20 protein-coding genes and 1 pseudogene are annotated in these 21,923 nt (G+C 74.0%); 6 read left to right on the forward strand and 15 right to left on the reverse strand.

Annotated features, from left to right (window positions below; all coding sequences use genetic code 11):
• Positions 1–88: 88 nt before the first annotated feature.
• Together ACZ6Q9_RS33125 and ACZ6Q9_RS33130 are read right to left on the reverse strand one after the other, a co-directional pair.
• On the reverse strand, positions 89–736 hold the full coding sequence (locus tag ACZ6Q9_RS33125; protein ID WP_393263161.1) for a lipoprotein: 648 nt from the start codon (positions 734–736) through the stop codon (positions 89–91).
• A 73-nt stretch (positions 737–809) separates the two neighbouring features.
• Positions 810–1,712, reverse strand: coding sequence for a helix-turn-helix domain-containing protein (locus ACZ6Q9_RS33130; protein ID WP_393460561.1), 903 nt, complete (start codon positions 1,710–1,712; stop codon positions 810–812).
• 88 nt (positions 1,713–1,800) lie between these two features.
• Between ACZ6Q9_RS33130 and ACZ6Q9_RS33135 the strand changes: the two genes are divergently transcribed.
• Positions 1,801–2,019: a hypothetical protein gene (locus tag ACZ6Q9_RS33135; RefSeq protein WP_393263158.1), complete on the forward strand. Its 219-nt coding sequence runs from the start codon at positions 1,801–1,803 to the stop codon at positions 2,017–2,019.
• A 55-nt stretch (positions 2,020–2,074) separates the two neighbouring features.
• Here ACZ6Q9_RS33135 and ACZ6Q9_RS33140 read toward each other — a convergent pair whose 3' ends face one another.
• The 8 genes and pseudogenes from ACZ6Q9_RS33140 to ACZ6Q9_RS33175 form a co-directional block, all read right to left on the reverse strand.
• Entirely contained in the window at positions 2,075–3,514 is a 1,440-nt protein-coding gene (locus ACZ6Q9_RS33140) for an acyl-CoA carboxylase subunit beta (protein WP_466021471.1), read from the reverse strand.
• Between the two features lie 10 nt (positions 3,515–3,524).
• Positions 3,525–4,751, reverse strand: coding sequence for a beta-ketoacyl-ACP synthase II (fabF, locus tag ACZ6Q9_RS33145; RefSeq protein ID WP_396831240.1), 1,227 nt, complete (start codon positions 4,749–4,751; stop codon positions 3,525–3,527).
• 2 nt (positions 4,752–4,753) lie between these two features.
• Complete coding sequence (locus ACZ6Q9_RS33150) at positions 4,754–4,993, reverse strand: acyl carrier protein (protein ID WP_007072348.1); 240 nt, start codon at positions 4,991–4,993, stop codon at positions 4,754–4,756.
• Positions 4,994–5,077: 84 nt separating this feature from the next.
• Positions 5,078–6,022 carry a beta-ketoacyl-ACP synthase III gene (locus tag ACZ6Q9_RS33155; RefSeq protein WP_357450886.1) on the reverse strand — a complete coding sequence of 315 codons (945 nt, stop codon included), beginning with the start codon at positions 6,020–6,022 and terminating at the stop codon, positions 5,078–5,080.
• Positions 6,019–7,188 (reverse strand): acyltransferase domain-containing protein, encoded by a 1,170-nt coding sequence (locus ACZ6Q9_RS33160; protein WP_393263153.1) that lies wholly within the window; start codon positions 7,186–7,188, stop codon positions 6,019–6,021. Before ACZ6Q9_RS33160 ends, ACZ6Q9_RS33155 begins: the two co-directional genes overlap by 4 nt.
• Before the next feature lie 78 nt (positions 7,189–7,266).
• A pseudogene (locus ACZ6Q9_RS33165) lies at positions 7,267–8,544 on the reverse strand (PucR family transcriptional regulator); the annotation flags it as partial.
• Between the two features lie 64 nt (positions 8,545–8,608).
• Entirely contained in the window at positions 8,609–9,277 is a 669-nt protein-coding gene (locus ACZ6Q9_RS33170) for a response regulator (RefSeq protein WP_393263151.1), read from the reverse strand.
• 16 nt (positions 9,278–9,293) lie between these two features.
• Positions 9,294–10,484: a sensor histidine kinase gene (locus ACZ6Q9_RS33175; RefSeq protein WP_393460552.1), complete on the reverse strand. Its 1,191-nt coding sequence runs from the start codon at positions 10,482–10,484 to the stop codon at positions 9,294–9,296.
• 215 nt (positions 10,485–10,699) lie between these two features.
• Here ACZ6Q9_RS33175 and ACZ6Q9_RS33180 point away from each other — a divergent pair, with 215 nt between their 5' ends.
• Both ACZ6Q9_RS33180 and ACZ6Q9_RS33185 read left to right on the forward strand, forming a co-directional pair.
• A complete protein-coding gene (locus ACZ6Q9_RS33180; protein ID WP_393263148.1) occupies positions 10,700–11,239 on the forward strand; it encodes a hypothetical protein in 540 nt (179 codons plus the stop codon).
• 95 nt (positions 11,240–11,334) lie between these two features.
• Positions 11,335–11,676, forward strand: coding sequence for a hypothetical protein (locus ACZ6Q9_RS33185; protein ID WP_396831236.1), 342 nt, complete (start codon positions 11,335–11,337; stop codon positions 11,674–11,676).
• Positions 11,677–11,751: 75 nt separating this feature from the next.
• Here ACZ6Q9_RS33185 and ACZ6Q9_RS33190 read toward each other — a convergent pair whose 3' ends face one another.
• Positions 11,752–12,402: a hypothetical protein gene (locus ACZ6Q9_RS33190; protein WP_393263144.1), complete on the reverse strand. Its 651-nt coding sequence runs from the start codon at positions 12,400–12,402 to the stop codon at positions 11,752–11,754.
• Positions 12,403–12,628: 226 nt separating this feature from the next.
• On the opposite strand from ACZ6Q9_RS33190, the gene ACZ6Q9_RS33195 reads away from it, so the two are divergent.
• Positions 12,629–13,270: a copper resistance protein CopC gene (locus ACZ6Q9_RS33195; protein ID WP_393263142.1), complete on the forward strand. Its 642-nt coding sequence runs from the start codon at positions 12,629–12,631 to the stop codon at positions 13,268–13,270.
• Positions 13,271–13,346: 76 nt separating this feature from the next.
• Here the strand turns inward: ACZ6Q9_RS33195 and gltX are convergent, their stop codons facing one another.
• The 3 genes from gltX to ACZ6Q9_RS33210 form a co-directional block, all read right to left on the reverse strand.
• The gene (gltX, locus tag ACZ6Q9_RS33200; protein ID WP_363704116.1) at positions 13,347–14,756 is read right to left on the reverse strand and encodes a glutamate--tRNA ligase; all 1,410 of its coding nucleotides are present in this window, start codon (positions 14,754–14,756) and stop codon (positions 13,347–13,349) included.
• A gap of 85 nt (positions 14,757–14,841) precedes the next feature.
• Entirely contained in the window at positions 14,842–16,119 is a 1,278-nt protein-coding gene (locus tag ACZ6Q9_RS33205) for an MFS transporter (protein ID WP_393460540.1), read from the reverse strand.
• Positions 16,116–17,447, reverse strand: coding sequence for a GH1 family beta-glucosidase (locus ACZ6Q9_RS33210; RefSeq protein WP_396831233.1), 1,332 nt, complete (start codon positions 17,445–17,447; stop codon positions 16,116–16,118). The genes ACZ6Q9_RS33205 and ACZ6Q9_RS33210 overlap by 4 nt, the downstream gene beginning before the upstream one ends.
• Before the next feature lie 187 nt (positions 17,448–17,634).
• On the opposite strand from ACZ6Q9_RS33210, the gene ACZ6Q9_RS33215 reads away from it, so the two are divergent.
• Together ACZ6Q9_RS33215 and ACZ6Q9_RS33220 are read left to right on the forward strand one after the other, a co-directional pair.
• Positions 17,635–18,084 carry an SRPBCC family protein gene (locus ACZ6Q9_RS33215; protein ID WP_350707749.1) on the forward strand — a complete coding sequence of 150 codons (450 nt, stop codon included), beginning with the start codon at positions 17,635–17,637 and terminating at the stop codon, positions 18,082–18,084.
• Between the two features lie 149 nt (positions 18,085–18,233).
• Positions 18,234–18,935 carry an MBL fold metallo-hydrolase gene (locus tag ACZ6Q9_RS33220; protein WP_393263135.1) on the forward strand — a complete coding sequence of 234 codons (702 nt, stop codon included), beginning with the start codon at positions 18,234–18,236 and terminating at the stop codon, positions 18,933–18,935.
• Positions 18,936–19,008: 73 nt separating this feature from the next.
• On the opposite strand, the gene aceE is transcribed toward ACZ6Q9_RS33220, so the two are convergent.
• Entirely contained in the window at positions 19,009–21,747 is a 2,739-nt protein-coding gene (aceE, locus tag ACZ6Q9_RS33225) for a pyruvate dehydrogenase (acetyl-transferring), homodimeric type (RefSeq protein ID WP_393263133.1), read from the reverse strand.
• Between the last annotated feature and the right edge of the window lie 176 nt (positions 21,748–21,923).

A 21,923-nucleotide genomic window follows, 5' to 3' on the forward strand; every position in this document is an offset into this window, starting at 1 on the left:
GGCGACCTCCCCCACCAGCGATCGTCCAACCAGCCGACCTACACCGTCAAGCCAGCCAGCACCTTGACAGCCGATCCCCGATAGGGAATCAGTCGCGGTTGATCCGGGCCGACTGCTTCACCAGCTGGTACGCCGGCAGCAGGTCCTCCGGGTCCGGGGCGTCCAGGCTCAACACGATCGGGCCGTAGAGGGAGGACAACGCGATGGCCCGGTCCGTGTCGCCGTCCGCCGTGTAGCTCACCTCGACGGCGTCGAGCGTGCCGGCCCGCAGCCGCCGGTACTGCGCGCCCGTCGCCTTCGGCGCGTACGCCTCGACGAAGTGCTTCAGGTGCTCCTCGGCGCCGCCGGCGACCCCGTCGACCCGCCAGACCCGGAGGAACCCGAGTTCGCCGGTCGGCCGGGCGTCGAGTTCGCACAGCATCCTGGCCTTGCCGACGGTCGGCTCGCCGAACTCCGCCGAGCCCTGCACCGCCTCGACCTTCCACCTGGCCGGCAGCGAGAAGGTGATCGGCAGCTCGCAGGGCGTGCCCTTCTGGCCGACGGTGGTGCCGGCGGCCGCGGCGGCCACCTCGTCGTGCCAGGGTGGGCCGGGGGTCACCGGCGAGGCGGTGGTGCTCGGCGCGGCCGACGCCGACGGCGAGCCGCCGGCCGACGGTGTTTCCTTCGCGTCGGCGCAGGCGCCGGTCAGCGCGATCGTCAGCGCCGCGAGCACGGCGGTGCGGGTACGTCGTTCCATGTGTCCATTCCCCGTTGACGATGAGAGCCGGCCCATCAAAGCGGGGCGGACGGCCCGCGTCAACCCGGTTGACCTAGTGGGCCGCGCGCAGCGCGGCGACCAGCCACTCCACGGCCGGCACCGCGGGCGGGAACGGCTCCCGCCGGTTGAGCACGCCGATCAGCTGCCAGTACCGCTCCACCCGCCGGTCGGTGAAGGCGGCGATCCCGTCGGCCATCGCCCGGCGCTGGTCCGGCGTGAGCGTCGGGTCCACCATCTCGTCGAGCACCGCCCGAGCATCGGGCGACGCCGGGTCGATCCCGGCGGCCAGCGCCGCACGCGCCGGCTCGACCGACGGCATCGGCTCCGGCGGCGGCGCCGTCGCGTCGGCCGACCCGGCCACCGCCATCTCGCGTACCCGACGGCGGAAGTCCGGGTCGGCCACCAGTTCGGCCAGCTCCAGCCAGGCGTCCACCTCCTCGTCTGTGGGCTCGTCCGGCAGGTCCGCCGGCAGCGCCCGCATGGCCTGGGCCAGGCCGGCACCCAGGTCGACGTCGACGCCGTCGAAAACCTCGGCCACGAAGTCGTCGATGATCCGCTGCCGCTCCCGGGCGGAGAGGCGGGCCAGGTCGTTCATGAGTCTCAACTCCTCGGTCGTACTGCCACGTCGGGTGACCGACCGCAGCACCGCCCGGCGCAGCCGCAGCGTCCGGATCTCCGCGTCCAGCGCCCGGACGTGCGCCTGCGCCACGTCCCGGACGGTGGACTGGCGGTCCACGATCCGGCGTACGTCGTCCAGGCCGATGCCCAGTTCGCGCAGGGAGCGCAGCAGCTCCAGCCGGGCCACGGCGGCCGCGTCGTAGAGCCGGTAGCCGCCCGGCGACCGGCCGGTCGGGGGCAACAGGTCCAGGTCGGACCAGAAGCGGATGGTCCGGACCGAGAGGCCGGTCCGCCGGGCGAGCTGCCCGATGGTGAACAGGTCGGTGCGGTCGTCCACGTCGAAGAGCCTCCTGTCTCCAGCCGCTGGAGAGTCAACCCGGAAACGGGCTCGCGGTCGCCCGCCGCGCCTGGCACGCTCTGCGCACATGGGAACGGCACAGGGTTTCGCGTACGCCGAGCGGTCGGACGGCACCGTGGTGATCACCCACCACGGGCGGGTGGCGGGCACGTTGCGCGGCGGCCGGGCGGCGGAGTTCCTCGCGGAGGTCGAGGACGACCCGCAGCTCGCGATGGCCCGGTGGACCGGCAACTACCGCCGGGGCAACGAGCGGACCGCCCGCCGGCACCCACGTAACCGGGGCTGAGCGACGCGAGGGGCCCGCGCTCGGGTGAGCGCGGGCCCCTCGACGGTACGTGCGACTACAGCGGGATGTTGCCGTGCGCGCCCCGGGCCGCCGGGGCGGCGGCGAGGGCCTCGGCGATGCGGCGACGGGTCTCGGCGGGGGTGATGACGTCGTCGACCACGCCGATCTCCAGGGCGCGGTTGACGCCGCCCGCGACCCGGGTCTGTTCCTCGATCAGCTGCGCGCGCAGCGCCTCGCGTTCCTCGGCGGGGGCGGCGGCGAGCTTCTTGCGGTGCAGGATGTTGACCGCGGCGCTGGCCCCCATGACGGCGACCTCGGCGTGGGGCCAGGCGAACACGGCGGTGGCCCCGAGGGAGCGGGAGTTCATCGCGATGTACGCCCCGCCGTAGGCCTTGCGGGTCACCAGGGTCACCCGGGGCACGACGGCCTCGGCGAAGGCGTGCAGCAGCTTCGCGCCGCGGCGCACCACGCCGTCCCACTCCTGGCCGAGGCCAGGCAGGTAGCCGGGCACGTCGACCAGCACGATCAGCGGCACGCCGAGGGAGTCGCACATCCGCACGAACCGGGCCGCCTTCTCGGCGCTGGAGGCGTCGAGGCAGCCGCCCAGGCGCAGCGGGTTGTTGGCGATCACCCCGACGGTGCGGCCGGCGAACCGGCCCAGGGTGGTCACCACGTTCGGCGCCCACTTGGCGTGCAGCTCCACCCCGGGAGCGTCCAGCAGCGCCTTGACCACCGGCTTGACGTCGTAGGCCCGGTTCGTCTCCACCGGCATCTTCGCCGCCAGGTCGTGGCCCTGGTCACCCTCCACCGCCACGTCGTCGGGCGACAGCCGACCCTGGCGTCCCAGCAGCGCGGCGAGCTTGCGCGCCTCGGCCAGCGCCGACTCGTCGTCCTTGCACGTCACGTGGACCACCCCGGAGCGGCGGCCGTGCGGCTCCGGCCCGCCCAGCCGCTCCATGTCGACCTGCTCACCGGTGACGCTGCGTACCACCTCCGGACCGGTCACGAAGATCCGTCCGGCCCCGCTCATGACCACGATGTCGGTCAACGCCGGCCCGTACGCCGCGCCGCCGGCCGCGGGCCCCAGCACCACCGAGATCTGCGGCACCCGCCCCGACGCGCGCACCATCGCGGCGAACACCTGACCCACCGCGTCCAGCGCCACCACGCCCTCGGCCAGCCGGGCCCCACCCGAGTGCCACAACCCCAGCACCGGCACCCGCTCCCGCACCGCGGTGTCGATGGCGTCCACGACGTGCCGGCACCCCTCGGTGCCCATCGCGCCGCCCATCCGCGTGGCGTCGGTCGCGTACGCGACCGCCGGCGTGCCGTCGATCTCGCCCCGCGCCCACAGGACGCCGGAGGTGTCCCGGGGCACCATCAACCGCAACGAACCGGCATCGAACAGCGCCCGCAGCCGCAACTCCGGATCTCGGTGGTCCACGACGGGTGAAGTGTCCGCACCAACGGCGGTGGTGGTCACGTGAGCCTCCAAGGCTGTGGTCTCAGGCCCGCGTGAAGACGAGAGCCACGTTGTGCCCGCCGAAGCCGAACGAGTTGTTCAGCGCGGCGGGGATGTCCATGTGGCGCGCCTTGTTCGCGGCCACGTCCAGGGTGAGGCCGTCGTCCGGGTCGTCGAGGTTGATCGTCGGGGGCACGACACTGTCGCGGATCGCCAGGATGGTGGCGATCGACTCCAGCGCGCCCGCCGCACCCAGCAGGTGACCGGACATCGACTTGGTGGAGGACAGCACCGGGTGGTCGCCGAGCGCCTCGTGCAGCGCCTTGATCTCCGCCACGTCACCGACCGGGGTCGACGTGGCGTGCGCGTTGACGTGCGTGATGTCGGACCTGGCGACGTCCGCGTCGGCGATCGCCTTCGCGATGGCCCGGATCGCGCCCTCCCCCTCCGGGTGCGGCTGCACGATGTCGTAGCCGTCGGAGGTGATGCCGGCCCCGGCCAGGCGCGCGTACATCCGGGCTCCCCGGGCGGCGGCGTGGTCCGCGCGTTCCAGCACCAGGATGCCCGCGCCCTCGCCGAGCACGAAGCCGTCGCGGCCCTTGTCCCACGGCCGGGAGGCCCGCTCCGGCTCGTCGTTCCGCGTCGACATGGCCCGCATCGAGCTGAAGCCGGCGATCGGCAGCTGGTGGATGACCGCCTCGGTGCCGCCGGCCACCACCACGTCGGCGCGGCCGGCGCGGATCATGTCCAGGCCGAGCGCGATCGCCTCCGCACCGGTCGCGCAGGCGCTGGCCACCGAGTGCACCCCCGCCCTCGCGCCCAGCTCCAGCCCCACCCAGGCGGCGGGGCCGTTCGGCATCAGCATCGGGATGGTGTGCGGGGAGACCCGCCGCGGCCCGGACGCCTCCAGGATGTCGTCCTGGGCGAGCAGGGTCAGCGCGCCGCCGATGCCCGAGCCGACGCTGACGCCCAGCCGCTCCCGGTCCAGCCCGGAGTCGGCCAGGCCGGCGTCCGCCCAGGCCTGCTGCGCCGCGATGATCGCGATCGCCTCGGAACGGTCCAGCCGGCGCAGCTTGACCCGGTCGAGCAGGCCGGCCGGATCCACCGCGAGCTGGGCGGCGATCCGGACCGGCAGCTGCTCGGCCCACTCCTGGGTGAGGGCACTCACCCCGGAGCGGCCGGCGAGCATGGCGTCCCAGGTCGACGCGACGTCCCCGCCCAGCGGGGTGGTCGCGCCGAGCCCGGTGACGACGACGTCGGTGTGCGCCATGATCAGGACTGCGCCTCGATGTAGCTGACGGCGTCCCCGACGGTCTTCAGGTTCTGCACCTCGTTGTCCGGGATCTTGACGCCGAACTTCTCCTCGGCCGCCACCACGACCTCCACCATGGAGAGCGAGTCGACGTCCAGGTCGTCGGTGAAGGACTTCCCCTCGGCCACGTCGTCCGGGTTCACCCCGGCAACCTCTTCGAGGATCTCGGCGAGGCCGGCGGTGATCTCGTCACGGGTCATTGCGGTTTGGTTCCTCTCATCGGTTTCACTCGACGGCCGACGACGCCGGCCGTCACTCCCCGGCGCTGGCGCGCCGGAGGGGCTTCAGGGGCAGCGGACGACCTGACCGGCGTAGGTCAGGCCGCCGCCGAAGCCGAAGAGCAGCACCGGGGCGCCCGAGGGCACCTCCCGCCGCTCCACCAGCTTGGACAGGGCCAGCGGCACGCTCGCCGCCGAGGTGTTGCCGGACTCGACGATGTCCTTGGCGATGATCGCGTTCGGGATGCCGAGCCGCTTCACGATGCCGTCGATGATCCGGGCGTTGGCCTGGTGCGGCACGAAGGCGGCCAGCTCCGACGGGTCCACCCCGGCGCGCTCGCACGCCTGCCGGGCCAGCGGCGCCAGCTCGGTGGTGGCCCAGCGGAAGACCGACTGCCCCTCCTGCTGGATGTACGGGCGCCAGCCCTCGATGCGTACCGCGTCGCTCTTCTCCGGGGCCGAGCCCCAGACCACCGGGCCGATGCCGGCGGGCTCGTCCTCGGCGGTGGCCGTCACCACGGCGGCGCCCGCGCCGTCGGCGAAGATGATGCAGGTGGAGCGGTCCGTCCAGTCGACGATGTCGGAGAGCTTCTCCGCGCCGATCACCAGGGCGTTGCGCGAGGCGCCGGCCCGGACGGCGTGGTCCACCGTGCCCAGCGCGTAGGCGAAACCGGAGCAGGCCGTGTTGATGTCGTACGCCCCGGGCGCGGTGATGCCGAGCTTGGCGGCGACCCGGCAGGCGACGTTCGGGCTGCGGTCGACGGCGCTGCAGGTGGCAACGACGACCAGGTCGATGTCGGCGGCGGTGAGGCCGGCGTTGGCCAGTGCCTTGCCGGCGGCGGCGGCGGCCATGTCGGTGACCGACTCGCCGTCGGCGATCCGTCGGGTGACGATGCCGACCCGGTCGCGGATCCACTCGTCGCTGGTCTCCACCAGCTGCGCGATCTCGTCGTTGGTGACCACTCGGGAGGGCTGGTAGTGCCCCATGGCGAGGATCCGGCTGCCGGTCATGCGTGACCTCCGATGCGAACGAGCGGCTGGCCCGGCGCGACCGGGTCGTCGTGGTGGGCGAGCCACTCGGTGAGCACCCCGCTGGCGTGGGCGGGCACCTCGACGGGGCCCTGCCGGGTGGCGATGTGGCCGACGACCTGCCCGGTGTCGAGCGTGTCGCCCTCGGCGAGGCCCTCCGCCGGCTCGAAGGTGCCGGCCGACGGGGCCACCACCACGCGGAACTGCATGGTCGGCTCGTGGCTCGGCGCCATCCCGTGCCGGGCGATCAGGTCCCGTGCGGCGGGCAGGTCGTCCGGGGTGTTCAGGGTGACGATCTCCGGGAGGCCGCTCTCCTTGAGCTCCCGCTTGATCAGGCCCGCGAGGGTGCCCGCCGGGGGCAGCTCGATCACTCCGGTCACCCCGAGGTCGGCCAGCGTGCGCATGCAGAGGTCCCAGCGCACCGGCGCGGTGACCTGCCGGACCAGGCGCTGCACCATGTCGCGCCCGTGGTCGACCGCGGCGCCGTCGATGTTGGACAGCAGGATCCGGGTCGGGTCGGCGGGGGTGATCCCGGCGGCGACGGCGGCGAGCGCCGCCTCGGCGGGGGCCATGTACGGGGTGTGGAAGGCGCCGGCCACCTTGAGGCGGATCACCCGGGCCTTGGTCGGCGGCTCGGCGGCGAGCTTCTCCAGGCCCGCGACCGCGCCGGCGGCGACGAACTGGCCGGCGCCGTTGCGGTTGGCCGGGTGCAGCCCGTGCGCGGCGATCGTGGCGAGCACGTCGTCGGGCTCCCCGCCCAGCACGGCGGCCATCCCGGTCGGCTCCAGCGCGCAGGCGGCGGCCATCTCGCGGCCGCGTACGCCGGCGAGGGTGATCGCCGCCTCCGCGGGCAGCACCCCGGCGAGCGCCGCCGCGCCCAGCTCGCCGACGCTGTGGCCGGCGGTGACGGTGACGTCGTGCATCGGCAGGTGTTCGGCCGCGAGCAGCGCCGCCGCGACCAGCAGCGGCTGGGTGCGGGCGGTGTCCTTGATCTCGTCGGCGTCGGCCGCGGTGCCGAGGTGCACCAGGTCGACCCCGGCCATCGCCGACCACCACCGCAGCCGGGCCTCGGCGCCGGGCAGGTCGAGCCAGGGGGTCAGGAAGCCGGGTTTCTGGGAACCCTGGCCGGGAGAGAGTACGGCGAGCACGTCTATGACTCTCCCGGATACGCGCGGGTAGCGCTGTGCCGCCCTCGACCAAACCGCACTAGAACCTTTGGAGGGTTCCTACAAAGATCGGCGGTGATCGTCACCCGACTGTGATGTTTTCCTGACGGCTGGGGTCATTGTCTGGGTTGGGACCACCGGGACCACCGGGTCGAGCCGGCCGACGGTGAGCGCCACCTGGAGGGCGAACGCGTCCCGCGCGGTGAGCGGCGAGAAGCCGGTCACGTCGGCGATCCGCCGCAGCCGGTAGCGCACCGTGTTCGGGTGCACGAAGAGGGCGCGGGCGGCGCTCTCCAGCGTGCCGCCGGCCGCGAAGAACGCGTCGAGGGTCTCCAGCAACTCGCCACCCGCCCGCACGAGCGCGGCGTAGACGTCGTGCCGCAGCCGCCGGCGCGCCTCCGCGTCACCGGCCAGCGCGCGCTCCGGCAGCAGGTCGCCCGCCGGCACCGGCCGGGGCGCGGTCGGCCAGGCGGGGGCGGCCCGGAAGCCGGCCAGCGCGGCGCGGGCCGACTCGGTCGCCTCGTCCAGGCTCGGCACGGCCGGGCCGACCACCACCGGCCCGTCGCCGAACGCGCCGAGCAGCTTGACGGTGGCGGCGACGGGATCGGCGGCGCCCCCGAGCACGATGACCAGCCGGTCGCCGTGCACCCCGCCGATCACCTCCGCGCCGATGCGCCGGGCCTGCCGGTGCACGGTGTGCAGCACGGCGGAGACCTCGCCGCCGGGGGAGCGGCCGACCGCCACCGCCACCGGCGGGGCGTCCGCCCAGCCGAGCGCCGCCGCGCGGCTGGCCAGCACGTCCGGCGAGTCGCCCCGCAGCAGCGCGTCCACCAGCAACGCCTGCAACCGGGCGTCCCAGGAGCCGCGGGACTCGGCGGCCCGGGCGTACGCACGGGCCGCGGCGAAGGCGATCTCCCGGGAGAACCGCAGCACCGCCTCGCGCAACTGCTGCTCCTCGCCCGGCGCGGCCAGGTGCGAGACCTGCTCCTCGACGACGTCGATCATCACCTTGATCAGCGCCACCGTCTGCTGGAGGCTGATCGAGCGGGCCAGCGCCTGCGGCGCGGTGGCGAAGACCTCGTCGGAGACCTCCTGGGTGCTGTCCGCCGTGCCGCCGCCGTCGCGCAGCCACTGCACCAGCGACCGGGCGCCGGCCTGGGCCACCAGCATCACCCAGGAACGGTGGTCGGCGGGCAGGTCGCGGAACCACGGCAGGGCCTCGTCCATCCGGGCCACGCTGGCGGTGGCCAGCGCCCCCGCCGCCCGCTCGATCCGGCGCAGCGTGGCCGACAGCTCCGTACCGCCCGGCTCGCTCACTGCTCCAGCCTGACACGTCCCGACCTGGACCTTCACTCCGGGCGGCCCGCGCTCGGCGGTGACCCGGGCGGGCCGGCGGGTCGGGTCAGGCGGGCGGGGGAGCGGGCAGCCCCAGCTCCTGGGCCAGGATGGCGGCCTGCACCCGGCTGCGCAGGTCCAGCTTGGCGAGGATCCGGCTGACATGGGTCTTGGTGGTGCTCTCCGCCATCGCCAGCCGGTCGGCGACCTGCTGGTTGGACAGCCCGAGCCCGAGGCAGGCCAGCACGTCCCGCTCCCGCGGGGTCAGCGCGTCCACCGCCGCCCGGGTCGCCCCGGAGGCGGCCGGGGCGGTCGCCGCGAACGCGGTGATCAGCCGGCGGGTCACCGCCGGGGCGATGAATCCCTCGCCCCGGGCGACCGTCCGCACCGCCGCCACCAGCCCCTCGGCGTCGGTGTCCTTCAGGACGAAGCCCGCCGCGCCAGCCCGCAGCGCGCCGAAGACGTACTCGTCGAGGTCGAAGGTGGTGAGCACGAGCACGTCGGCGAGCCGGTCGGCGACGATCTCCCGGGTGGCCGAGATGCCGTCCAGGCGGGGCATCCGCACGTCCATGACCGCCACGTCGGGCCGCAGCTCGCGGCACAACCGGACGGCCTCCGCGCCGTCGTCGGCCTCGCCCACCACGGTGACGCCGGGCGCGCCGGCCAGGATCAGCGCCAGCCCGGCCCGCACCGCCGGCTGGTCGTCGGCGAGCAGCACCCGGATCACCTCGGCCATGACACGTCCCGTCCCCTCATGCCGCCCCGCCCGTCGGCAGCTCCACCCGTACCCGCCAGCGGCCCTGCGCCGGGCCGGCGGCGAACCGCCCGTTGAGCAGCACCGCCCGCTCCCGCATCCCGACCAGGCCGGCCCCCGCGCCGCTCGGCGCGCCACCGCCGGCGCCCACCGGGTTGTCCACGCCCACCACCACTCCCGCCGGCTCGTACGCGACCAGCAGGTCGGCCTCGCCGCCGCCGTGCTTGAGCGCGTTGGTCAGCGACTCCTGCACGATCCGGTACGCGGCCAGGTCCACCCCGACCGGCAGCGGGCGGGGATCGCCGCGCCGGGTCACCCGCACCGCCAGCCCGGCGGCGCGAGCCCGGTCGACCAGCCCGTCGACCTCGCTCAGCCGAGCCCGGGTCGTCTCGTCCGTCGCGTCGACGGCCGGCCCGCTCTCCGCCGGCTCCCGGAGCAGGCCGATCATCTGCCGCATCTCCGCCAGGCCCTGCACGCTGTTCTCCCGGATCACCCGCAGCGCCGACTGGACCTGCGCCCGGTCGAGTCCCGGCACGGAGAGCACGGCCGTGGCGTGGATCGCCACGGCGCTCAGGTGGTTGGCGATCACGTCGTGTAGCTCCCGGGCCATCCGGGCCCGTTCCGCGCCGACCGCCTGCCGCCGGTCGAGCTCCACCAACCGCGCGGTCTGCTCGGCCCGGGCCCGCTCGGCCGCCGCCTGGTCCCGGTACTGCCGCACGCTGATCCCGGTGAGCACCGGCAGCACCCCGGCCAGCACCAACGGCATCCCGAGGCCCACACCCCGCCAGTCACCGGTCAGCAGCACCCCCGCCGCCGTGCCGAGCACGCTCAGCCCGACCATGACCCGCAGCAGCCAGCGCCAGGTCAGCGCCGAACCGAACACGCACGCGTCGTAGAGGACCTGGGTGTAGACGAGGACGGTCGCCAGCGAGCCGCCCATCGCGAGGTCGACCACCACCGCCACCGTGCCGAGGGCCAGGCTGGTGCGGGTGGCGACCCGGCGCAGGCCCACCGCCACGCAGGCAGCCGCCAGCGGCAGCAGGAACAGCGGCTCCGGCGGGCCCGGCTCCCAGGGCAGCTGCGGCTGCGTGCCCAGGGCGTACATGACCGCGCCGCCGGCCAGGGACGCGGCGGCGAGCATCAGGTCCCGGCCGGCGGTGCCGGGCCCGAGCCAGGTCGGCGCTCGCATGGCCCCGATCCCACCACACCGACCGCCGCCCGGGCTCCGACCGCCGGAGGAGCCCGCCCCGCCCTGCCCCCACCAAAAGATGTACGCCGCCCGGCCCGGCCGGTGCCGGTGAGGGTGGGTCCGTCGAAGGAGGGAGGGAGATCTCGTCTTCGGCGGTGAGGGTTGCGCGTCCGGGGCGGGGCAGGGTGGTGGGGCACGAACGGGGAGGGGCAGGAATGCTGCTGGGAATCATCGTCGCCTGCGAGATCGGGTTCTGGGTGGTGCTCGCCGCCGGGCTGGTCGCGCGGTATCCGCTGCGCCGGCCGCGGCTGGGGGCCGCGCTGCTGGTCTGCGTACCGCTGGTGGACCTGGTGCTGCTCGCGGCGAGCGCGCTGGATTTGCGGCGTGGCGCCACCGCGGACGTCACCCACGGCCTGGCCGCCGCGTACCTCGGCTTCTCGGTGGCTTTCGGGCACTCGATGGTCCGCTGGGCCGACCAGCGCTTCGCGCACCGCTTCGCCGGCGGCCCGCCGCCGGTCAAGCCGCCGCGGCACGGGTGGGCGCGGACCCGGCACGAGTGGCGGGAGTGGGGCAAGGGCCTGCTCGGGTGGGCGATCGCCTGCGCGCTGCTCGGGGCGGCGATCGTCTGGGTCGACGACGCCGAGCGGACCCGGGAGCTGACGAACTGGATCGGCAGGCTCTCCCTCGCCATCGTCATCTGGCTGGTCGCCTTCCCGGTCTGGGAGACGATCTTCCCGCGCCGGGCGCGGCGCTGACCCGGGTCCGGCTGCACGGCCCGTCGGCGCCGGCCAGTACGGTGACAGGGCACGTCGGGCGACCCCGGCGGGCGTGGCGAGCGTGAGGAGACCGGATGGCGCACGGGGAGGCCGAGCACGGCTGCGCCCAGGGTGAGCCCTGCCGGACGGGCCACCACGACCAGCAGGCGGCGGCCAAGCATCACCGCCGGCTGCCCGGCGGGTTCCCGGCCCATGCGCCGGAGCCCCCTGGCCGTGCGGCGGAGCGCGCCGACGAGGACGCCCCGGTGCCCCGGCAGCGTGCCGCCGAGGCGGCCCTGCCCGGCGAGGTCGAGCCGGCGGCGCCGCAGGGCTGCCGCAGCGACCTGCCCGGTTGGGCCGGCGCGCACCGGCACGGCCCGGTCCGCCCCCGGCACCGTGTCGTCCGCCGGGAGCGACCGCCACGCCGCTGGTGCTGACCCCACGGGCGGCCCACGACGGGCCGGTCGGGCGACGGCGGGCCTAGGGGCGGTGCGGGCGGCGGGGGCGGGCCGTCAGCGGGTGCGCCGGCGGACCAGCAGCGCGATCCCGGCGAGACCGGACGTGATCACCAGCACCACCGCCACGTTGAGCAGCAGCAGCCGCTGCAACTCGCCGAGCGCCTCGTCGATGCCCTTCGCCGGGTCGAGCGCGTCCTCCGGGATGACCCGCTCGCCGCCGCCGACGCCGCCGCTCACCGTGTCGAACTGCCGCTCCAGCGGCACACCGGCGGTGCGGAGCGTCTCCGACATGCTGAGCCGGCCGAGGAACCACCCCGCGGCGGTCTTGCGGGAGTCGGGCTGCTTGGCGGGCCGGTAGACCCGCGGACCGCCGACTGCCTTCGGGTAGAGGTCGTACGTCTGCTTCGGAACGTCGCCGGCGAACACCACGACCGTGTACTTCGGACCGAGGTCGGCCGCCTTCGGGCCACGGGCCTGCCCGGTGCGGCCGAGGAAGTTGACCTGGTCGATGACCGCCACGACGTGCGCCGGGTGGGCGTCGGCGTGCAGCCGCAGCGGCTCGGCCAGGCCCTCGCCGGTGATCTCCACGCCGGCGGGCGGCGGCTTCGGCGCCGCCTTCGCCGCCCCGGCGAGACCGAGCGACAGGACCGTCGCCGCGAGCCCGCCCGCCAGCACCGCGACCAGTCGCCGCATCGTCCGGACCATCGCCGCCTCCTCGCCCCGTTCGATGGATGGCTTGCTGCAGGTCACGCGTTGCCTGGCCGACGGAGTGACCGAACCCGCACACATCGGGTGCCCACTCTCAAGACTCCGCAGAACGTCGATCGGTTGCAGCTCGTGGAACAGTAATTGGAACTATCTGCGATCTGGGCCCGACAAATGAGCGGTAGCCGATGATCAGCGGGCGGATCGTACCTTTACGGAGGGGTTCATGGGGGGCAGGGTCCCACGTGCGGCGCGTACCTGGCCAGTGGTGGTCGGCGTGGCGCTCGGTGTGTCGCTGGCGCTGCCGGCCGCGCCGGCCGCCGCGCACAACTCGCTGACCGGCAGCGATCCGCGCAACGGCGCCCGGGTGGCCGAGGCGCCGACCCGGATCGAACTCCGGTTCCTGGCCAAGCCGGACCCGGGCACGACGAAGATCACAGTCACCGGGCCGGACAACGTGGTCGCGTCGGGCGGCCCGCCGACCTTCTCCGGCTCCCGGGTCAGCATCCCGTTCACCCCCGGCAGGGCGGGGCTGTACGTCGTCGGCTACCGGTTGGCGTCCAGCGACGGGCACCCGGTCTCCGGCGAGGTGCGGTTCACCCTCACCACCGGCACCCCCGCCGAACCGCCCCCGTCGACCGGTCCGACCGCGCCGGCGTCGGCCGTACCGTCGCCGACCGGCTCCGCGGCGCCGACCTCGGCCGCGCCCGTCCCGACGGGTGGCGGCGCGACGGCGGCTGCGGTGCCGACGGCCGGGCGGAGCGACGGCGCGGCGGGGCGGGGCTGGCTGTGGGCGCTCGGCGGCGCCGTGGCGCTGGCCGCCCTCGCGGCGGGCCTGCTGCTCCGCCGCCGCTCCGCCCGCCGCTGACCGTCACCGCCGGCCCGACAGGCCAGCGCCCGGGCCGGTCGGACCGGCCCGGGCGCTGACGGTACGGCTGCCGACGTCAGACGAGGCGGACCCGGGCGGCCCGCAGCCGGCTCAGGGTGCGCTCGCGGCCGAGCACCTCCAGCGACTCGAACAGCGGCAGCCCGACCGTGCGGCCGGTGACCGCGACGCGCACCGGCGCCTGGGCCTTGCCGAGCTTGAGGCCGCGCTCGGCGCCGACCGCCTCCAGCGTCGACTTCAGCGTCTCCGCGTCCCAGGACTCCAGCCCCTCGAAGGCCGCCGTGGCGGCGTCCAGCAGCTCCGCCGAGCCCTCCTTCATCGCCTTGGCCCAGGCGGCCTCGTCGACCAGCGGCGCGGCGAGGAAGAGGAAGTCGACGTTCGGCACGATCTCGCTGAGCACCGCGATCCGGGTCTGCGCCAGCGGGGCCACGGCCGCGAAGGCGTCCGCGTCGAACTCCTCCGGCTGCCACGGCGGCGGGGCGATCGTGCCGGTGCCGGTCAGCCACGGCCGGCAGGCCTCGACGAACTCCTCGACCGGCAGCGCCCGGATGTACTCGCCGTTGAACGCGCGCAGCTTCTTCTCGTCGAAGAACGCCGGCGAGGGGTTGACCTCCGCCAGCCGGAACTCCTCCTCGATCACCGACCACGGGACGATCTCCCGGTCGCCGGAGGGCGCCCAGCCGAGCAGCATCAGGTAGTTGCGCATCGCCGCGGCTAGGTAGCCCTCGTCCCGGTACGCCTCCAGGGCCACCTTGTCCCGCCGCTTGGAGAGCTTCTGCCGCTTCTCATTGACCACCACCGGCACGTGCGCCCAGACCGGCGGCTTGACGCCGAGGGCGTCCCAGAGCAGCTGCTGCTTCGGCGTGTTGGGCAGGTGCTCCTCGGCCCGGATCACGTGGGTGATCCCCATGGTCATGTCGTCGACCACGTTGGCCAGCAGGAACACCGGCGAGCCGTCGCCCCGGGCGATGACGAAGTCCTCGATCAGCTTGTTCTCGAACGTCGGCTCGCCGCGGATCAGGTCGACCACCACGGTCGCGCCCTCGTCGGGCGTGCGGAAGCGCAGGGCGCGGCCCTCGCCGGGTGTCAGGCCGCGGTCGCGGCAGAAGCCGTCGTAGCCCTGGTACTGCGAGCCGGTGCGCGCCTGCACGGCCTCCCGGGTGCAGTCGCAGTAGTACGCCCGGCCCGACTCGTACAGCCGCGCGGCGGCGGCCCGGTGCTCGCCGGCGTACTGGGACTGGAAGTAGGGGCCCTCGTAGCTGCCGCGCTCGATGCCGATCCAGTCCAGCGCCGAGAGGATGCCCTCGGTCCACTCCGGCTTGTTGCGCGCCGCGTCGGTGTCCTCGATGCGGAGCACGAACACCCCGCCCTGCTGCTTGGCGTAGATCCAGTTCTGCAGCGCGGAGCGGGCGCCGCCGACGTGGAACATACCGGTCGGGGAAGGGGCGAAGCGTACACGTACCGTCACGCCCCCAGCCTACGGCGGCGCGCGACCGAGTTTGGAAGGGCCCCTTGCAATCGCCAGGCGATTGCAAGGGGCCCTTCCTTGCACCTCAGGGGACCGAGCGGATCTTCAGCACCAGGACGCTGCCCAGCACGGTGACCGCGGCGGTGACCGCGTAGAGCGCGGGGTAGCCGCCGAGATGCACCACGAGTGGGGCGGAGATGGCCGGCCCGAGCACCTGCGGGGCGGAGTTGGCGATGTTGATGACGCCGAGGTCCTTGGCCCGGTCCGCGGCGGCCGGCAGCACCTGGGTGATGAGCGCGGCGTCGACCGACAGGTAGACCCCGTAGCCGGCGCCCAGCAGCAGCGCGGCGGCCACCGCGACCGGCCAGACCGGCGCGACGGCGAGCAGCAGCGCGGCGACCGCCATGATCCCGCCGGCGGTGATCACGAAGACCTTCCGCCGGCCGGTCCGGTCCGACAGTCGGCCGGCCACCACGGCGGTGCCCGCCAGGCCGGCGGTGTAGAGCAGGATCAGCACCAGCAGGCCGCCCTCGGGGTCGGCGTGGCGCACCTCGTCGGTGAGGAAGTAGAGCAGGTAGAGCGTGCCGAGCGCGTTGCCGAGCTGGACCAGGAACCGGGTGATCCAGGCCCAGCCGAAGTCGGGGTGGCGACGGGGCGAGACCCACATCGCGGCGAGCAGGGCGCGCGGTCGCAGCGCCGGGCGGTGCGCCCGGGGCAGCGGATCGTCGGCGGTGAGCAGCGCGAACGGCAGGGACAACAGCAGCATCGCCGCCGCCACCGCCAGGTAGCCGGCGGCGGTGCCGGTGACCAGGGCGGTGACCAGCACCACCCCGAGCACCAGCCCCAGCGCCTGGGGGATGCCGACCCAGCCGGAGACGCCGCCCCGCTGGGCGACGGGCACCCGGTCCGGCACGGCGGCGGTCAGGCTGGCCAGCATCGCGTTGAAGCAGACCTGGGCCGCGACCCAGCCGAGCGCGACCCCGACGACGGTGCGTTGCTGGGCCAGCAGCACCAGGGCCGCCGCGCCGAGCACCGCGCCGCCGGCGGTCCAGACGTGCCGGCGGCCGAACTCCCGCCCGGCCAGCCGCGGGCAGGTCCGGTCCGACAGCGCCCCGGCGAGGGGGTTCGCGAGCACCGCGGCGAGCGCGCCGAACCCGGTGACCACGGCGAGCATGCCCTCCTTGTCGGCCGGTGCGATCCGTTCCACCTGCTGCGGCAGCAGCACCTGGATCGGCGTGAAGAACGCCATCCAGACCCCGAGGTTCGCGGCGAAGACCAGCGCAACCCAGCTCCGGCGGACCGGCACGGTCGGTTCGGCGAGCGCCGCCGGCAGCGACCCGGGCGTCGGGTCGACGGTGGTCACGGCCGGCTGATCAGGTCGCGGAACCAGGCGAATGAGGACTTGGGCGTACGGGCCTGCGTGTCGAAGTCGACGTGCACCAGGCCGAAGCGCTTGGTGAAGCCCTCCGTCCACTCCCAGTTGTCCAGTAGGGACCAGACGAAGTAGCCGGTCACGTCCACGCCCTCGTCCATCGCGGCGCGCACCGCGCGCAGGTGCCCGTCGAGGTACGCGATCCGTTCCGGGTCGTGCACCCGGCCGTCGGCGTCGGGCACGTCGTCGTACGCGCAGCCGCTCTCGGTGACCTGGATCGGCGGCAGGTCGTCGCCGTACGTGCGGTGCAGCCAGCCGAGCAGCTCGCGCAGCCCGTCGGGGGCGACCGGCCAGTCGAACGCGGTGCGCGGGTACCCGTCCAGCGGCACCAGCTCGAACGGCAGCGGCGAGCCCTCGCCCGGGGCACGTACGCCGGTCGGGTTGTAGTAGTTGACCCCGAGCACGTCGATCGGGGCGGCGACGACGGCCAGGTCGCCGTCGCGCACCACGGTCTCGTCGAAGCCGAGCCCGACCGGGTAGCCGCGGCCGAGCAGCGGGTCGGTGAAGAGCCGGTTGTGCAACGCCTCGTACGCCGCGCCCGCCGCCCGGTCGGCGTCGCTGTCGCCGGCCGGCCGCACGGGCGAGTAGTTGTTGGCGATGGCGACCGGGCTCGTGGTGCGTGCCCGCAGCGCCGCGACGGCGAGGCCGTGCCCGAGGAGCTGGTGGTGGGCGACCGGGAACGCGTCGAGGAGCAGCGTCCGTCCGGGGGCGTGCTCGCCCGTGCCGTGGCCGAGGCTCAGGTGGATGAACGGCTCGTTGAGGGTGATCCAGAGCTTCACCCGGTCGCCGAGGCGGGCGGCGGTGGCGTCGGCGTACTCGGCGAACCGGTGGGCGGTGTCCCGGGCGAGCCAGCCGCCGGCGTCCTCCAGGGGCTGGGGCAGGTCCCAGTGGAAGAGGGTGGCGACCGGGTCGATGTCGTGGGCCAGCAGGTCGTCGACCAGCCGGTCGTAGAAGTCCAGCCCGGCGGCGTTGACCGGACCGTCGCCCGTGGGCCGCACCCGGGGCCAGGCGACGGAGAAGCGGTACGCCGAGACGCCCAGCCCGGCCAGCAGCGCGACGTCCTCCGCGTGCCGGTGGTAGTGGTCGCAGGCCACGTCGCCGGTGCTGCCGTCGGCGACGCGGCCGGGGTCGTGGGCGAAGGTGTCCCAGATGGACGGGCCGCGCCCGTCCTCGCCGACGCCGCCCTCGATCTGGTAGGCGGAGGTGGACACTCCCCAGCGGAATCCGGCGGGGAACTCGGGCATCGCTGCGGTCGACATGCGCCCTCCCGTCGTACGTGAATCGTGCTCGCGACTCTAGGGGCCGGCCGGGCGATGCGCCATAGGCCGTACGACGCCGCAGCGCAATGGATTTCGGCGTGTCTTTTTCCGAACCCGTCCAGGTAAGTCCGAATTTGCGCATAGAGTGCCGATATCGTGGGATGTCCTCACTGGAGGAAAGACGGAAATGATCCTCGTGGAACGCAGTGCGCACGTGATGGCGCCAGTGGAAGCGGTCTGGAACGTCGTGCAGCGGGCCGAGCAGTTGCCGGCCTGGCTGGCGGGGGTCCGTGCGGCCGAGGTGCTCTCGGGAGAGGGCTTCGGGCGGCGACAACTGGTCCAGGCCGGCCGTGGCGCGGCGCATGAGGCCGAGGTGATCGCCTACCAGGAGCCGACCCTGATCGGCTGGCGCGAACGCGCCAAGGGCGCCGGTGCCCGGGCGGAGGCGCGCACCGAGATCTACGTCCAGCTCACCGCCGACGACGAGGAGGAGGGCGGGACGATCGTGCGGCTCATCGTCGTCCGGTGGCCCGCCGGTCCGGTCAAGGCCGCCCTGCTCCGCCTCGGCCTGCGCAGGGTCGGCGCCGACCTGGAGGACTCGCTCGCCCGGCTGACCGACCTGGCCGCCGTCGGCTGACCGGGCCGGTCCTGGCGTCGCCCGCGCGACGATGGTGGCCCGGTGTCCCCGCCAGGGACTCCGGGCCATCACCGGCTCCGCGCCACCCGGCGTTCTGCCGACGGCAGATGATCGTCGGAACGGCGGCCCCCGCTGCCTACGCTGGGAGGATGAGCAGCGAACGGCTCCGTCCCCGCCTGCACCGGATCCCCCTCGGCCGCTACCAGGCCTACCTCTGGGCCGACGACGACGGCGCGACCCTCGTCGACGCCGGTCCCGCCGGGTCCGGGCCGGCGATCGAGGCGGCCCTGCGCGGCCTCGGCCTCGCCCCGACCGACCTGCGCCGACTGGTGCTCACCCACTTCCATGACGACCATGCCGGGGCGGCGGCGGAGGTGGCCGCGTGGGGTGGCGTGGAGGTCGTCGCGCACGCCCGGGAGGCGCCGGTGCTGCGCGGCGAGCGGCCCGGCCCGCCGCCCAACTTCACCGACTTCGAACGCGGCCTGCACGCCCAGGTCGCCGCCGGGCTCCCGCCGGCCCCGCCGGTGCGGGTGGACCGGGAGGTCTCCGACGGCGACGTGCTGGACTTCGGCGACGGCGCGCAGGTGCTCGCCGTGCCCGGGCACACCGACGGCAGCATCGCGGTTTACCTGCCCCGCCACCGCATCCTGTTCACCGGCGACGTGGCCGCCGAGTACGGCGGTGAGGTCATCTTCGGGGTGTTCCACCTCGACCGGGCCCGCACCGCCGCGGCGTTCCGTCGGCTCGCCGCGCTCGACTCCGACGTGGCCTGTTTCGGGCACGGCGAGCCGGTGCTGACCGGCGCCGGCGACCGGCTGCGGGCCACCGCCGCGACCCTCGCGGAGGGCTGACCGCCGCGTACGACGAAGGGCCCGACACGGTGTCCACCGTGCCGGGCCCGCACCCGCCAGTCCGGGGCGCGACCTAGCTGTCGCCGCCGGTCTCGCCGACCGGGGCGGCGTTGACGTCCTCGATGGCGTACTTCTTGGCCGCCTCGGCGGGGACGTTAGCCGGCACCACGCCGCGCAGGGCGAGCTGCCGCAGCGTCGCCACCGCCACGGACTCGGCGTCGACGTGGAAGTGCCGGCGCAGGGCGTGCCGGGTGTCGGACATGCCGAACCCGTCCGTGCCGAGCGAGGTGTAGTCCCCGGGCACCCAGCGGGCGATCAGGTCCGGCACCGCGCGCATCCAGTCGCTGACCGCGACCTTCGGCCCGTCGGCGTCGGCCAGCTTCCGCGCCACGTACGGCACCCGCTGCTCCGCGCCCGGGTTGAGCAGGTTGTGCTCCTCGCACTCCACCGCGTCGCGGCGCAGCTCCGTCCAGGAGGTCACCGACCAGACGTCGGCGGCCACGCCCCAGTCCTGGGCGAGCAACTGCTGCGCCTTGAGCGCCCACTGCATGCCCGTGCCGGAGGCCAGGATGTTCGCCTTCGGGCCGTCGACCTGGGGGGCCGGAGCGTAGCGGTAGATGCCCTTGAGGATCCCCTCGACGTCCACGCCCGCCGGCTCGGCCGGCTGCAGGATCGGCTCGTTGTAGACCGTCAGGTAGTAGAAGACGTTCTCCTGGGCGTCGCCGTACATCCGGTGCAGGCCGTTTTCGAGGATGTGCGCGATCTCGAAGGCGAACGCCGGGTCGTACGCGACCACCGCCGGGTTGGTGGCGGCGATCAGGTGCGAGTGGCCGTCCTCGTGCTGGAGCCCCTCACCGTTGAGCGTGGTGCGGCCGGCGGTGGCGCCGAGCAGGAAGCCCCGGGCCATCTGGTCGGCGGCGGCCCACAGCCCGTCGGCGGTGCGCTGGAACCCGAACATCGAGTAGAAGATGTACATCGGGATCATCGGCTCGTCGTGCGTCGCGTACGACGAGCCCGCCGCGGTGAACGAGGCGACCGAGCCGGCCTCGTTGATGCCCTCGTGCAGGATCTGCCCGCCGATGGCCTCCTTGTACGACAGGAACAGCTCCCGGTCGACGGAGGTGTAGCGCTGGCCGTGCGGCGAGTAGATCTTCTGCGTCGGGAAGAGCGAGTCCATGCCGAAGGTGCGCGCCTCGTCCGGGACGATCGGCACCCAGCGCTTGCCGAACTCCTTGTCCTTCATCACGTCCTTGAGCAGGCGGACGAAGGCCATCGTGGTGGCCACCTTCTGCTTGCCCGAGCCGCGCTTGACGTCGGCGAAGCGCTCCGGGCCCGGGATGGCCAGCCGCTTGCTCCCCGGCCGCCGGGACGGCAGGTAGCCGCCGAGCTGCTGGCGCCGCTCCTTGAGGTAGGCGATCTCGTCGGACTTCTCGCCCGGGTTGTAGTACGGCGGGAGGTAGGGGTTGTCCTCCAGCACCTTGTCCGGGATGTCCAGGTAGAGCCGGTCGCGGAAGGTCTTCAGGTCCTCCAGCGTCAGCTTCTTCATCTGGTGCGTGGCGTTGCGGGCCTCGAAGTGCGAGCCCAGCGTCCAGCCCTTGATCGTCTTGGCCAGGATCACGGTCGGCTGGCCGGTGTGCTCCATCGCCGCCTTGTAGGCCGCGTAGAGCTTGCGGTAGTCGTGCCCGCCCCGCTTGAGGTTCCAGATCTCGTCGTCGCTGAGGTCCTCGACCATCTTGCGGGTCCGCGGGTCGCGGCCGAAGAAGTGCTCCCGGACGTACGCCCCGGACTCCGCCTTGTAGGTCTGGTAGTCGCCGTCGGGCGTGGTGTTCATCAGGTTGACCAGCGCGCCGTCGGTGTCCGCCGCCAGCAGCGGGTCCCACTCGCGGCCCCAGACCACCTTGATGACGTTCCAGCCGGCGCCCCGGAAGAACGCCTCCAGCTCCTGCATGACCTTGCCGTTGCCCCGCACCGGCCCGTCGAGCCGCTGGAGGTTGCAGTTGATCACGAAGGTGAGGTTGTCCAGCTCCTCGCGGGCGGCCACGCCGATCGCGCCGAGCGTCTCCGGCTCGTCCATCTCGCCGTCGCCCAGGTACGCCCATACGTGCTGGTCCGAGGTGTCCTTGATGCCCCGGTGGTGCAGGTAGCGGTTGAACCGCGCCTGGTAGATCGCGTTCAGCCCGCCGAGGCCCATGGAGACCGTGGGGAACTCCCAGAAGTCCGGCATCAGCCGCGGGTGCGGGTACGACGGCAGGCCGCCACCCGGGTGGGACAGCTCCTGGCGGAAGCCGTCGAGCTGGTGCTCGGTCAGCCGCCCCTCGAGGAACGCCCGCGCGTACATGCCGGGGGAGGCGTGGCCCTGGTAGAAGATGTGGTCGCCGCCGCCCGGGTGGTTCTTGCCCCGGAAGAAGTGGTTGAAGCCCACCTCGTAGAGGGAGGCGGAGCTGGCGAAGGTGGAGATGTGCCCGCCGACGCCGATCTCGGGGCGCTGCGCCCGGTGCACGAGCATGGCCGCGTTCCACCGGACGTACGCCCGGATCCGCCGCTCCACGTGCTCGTCACCCGGGAACCACGGCTCGCGCTCCGGGGGGATGGTGTTGATGTAGTCGGTGGTGGTCAGCGACGGCACCCCGACCTGGCGCTCGCGGGCCCGCTCCAGCAGGCGCAGCATGACATAGCGGGCGCGCTTGGTTCCGCGCTCGTCGATGACACCATCGAGCGACTCGACCCATTCGCTGGTCTCTTCAGGGTCGATGTCCGGAAGCTGGCTCGGCAGACCAGCGGTGATCACCGGGCGCTTGCGTTCCGTAGCCACAGGCGTTCCCTCGGTTCTGTGTGGGATAGGTCTCTAGCGTCATCCTGCCCCCTGGTGGCACCCGCCGTCACGCCCACCGCCCCGAGACGCGACGCTGAACACAGGTACCCGCCAGTAACTTTCTGCGACCGGCGATCCACCAGTCGATCCGTCCGTCCATGTCCGGTCCGGTGGCG

Source organism: Micromonospora sp. NPDC049139, assembly GCF_055586845.1.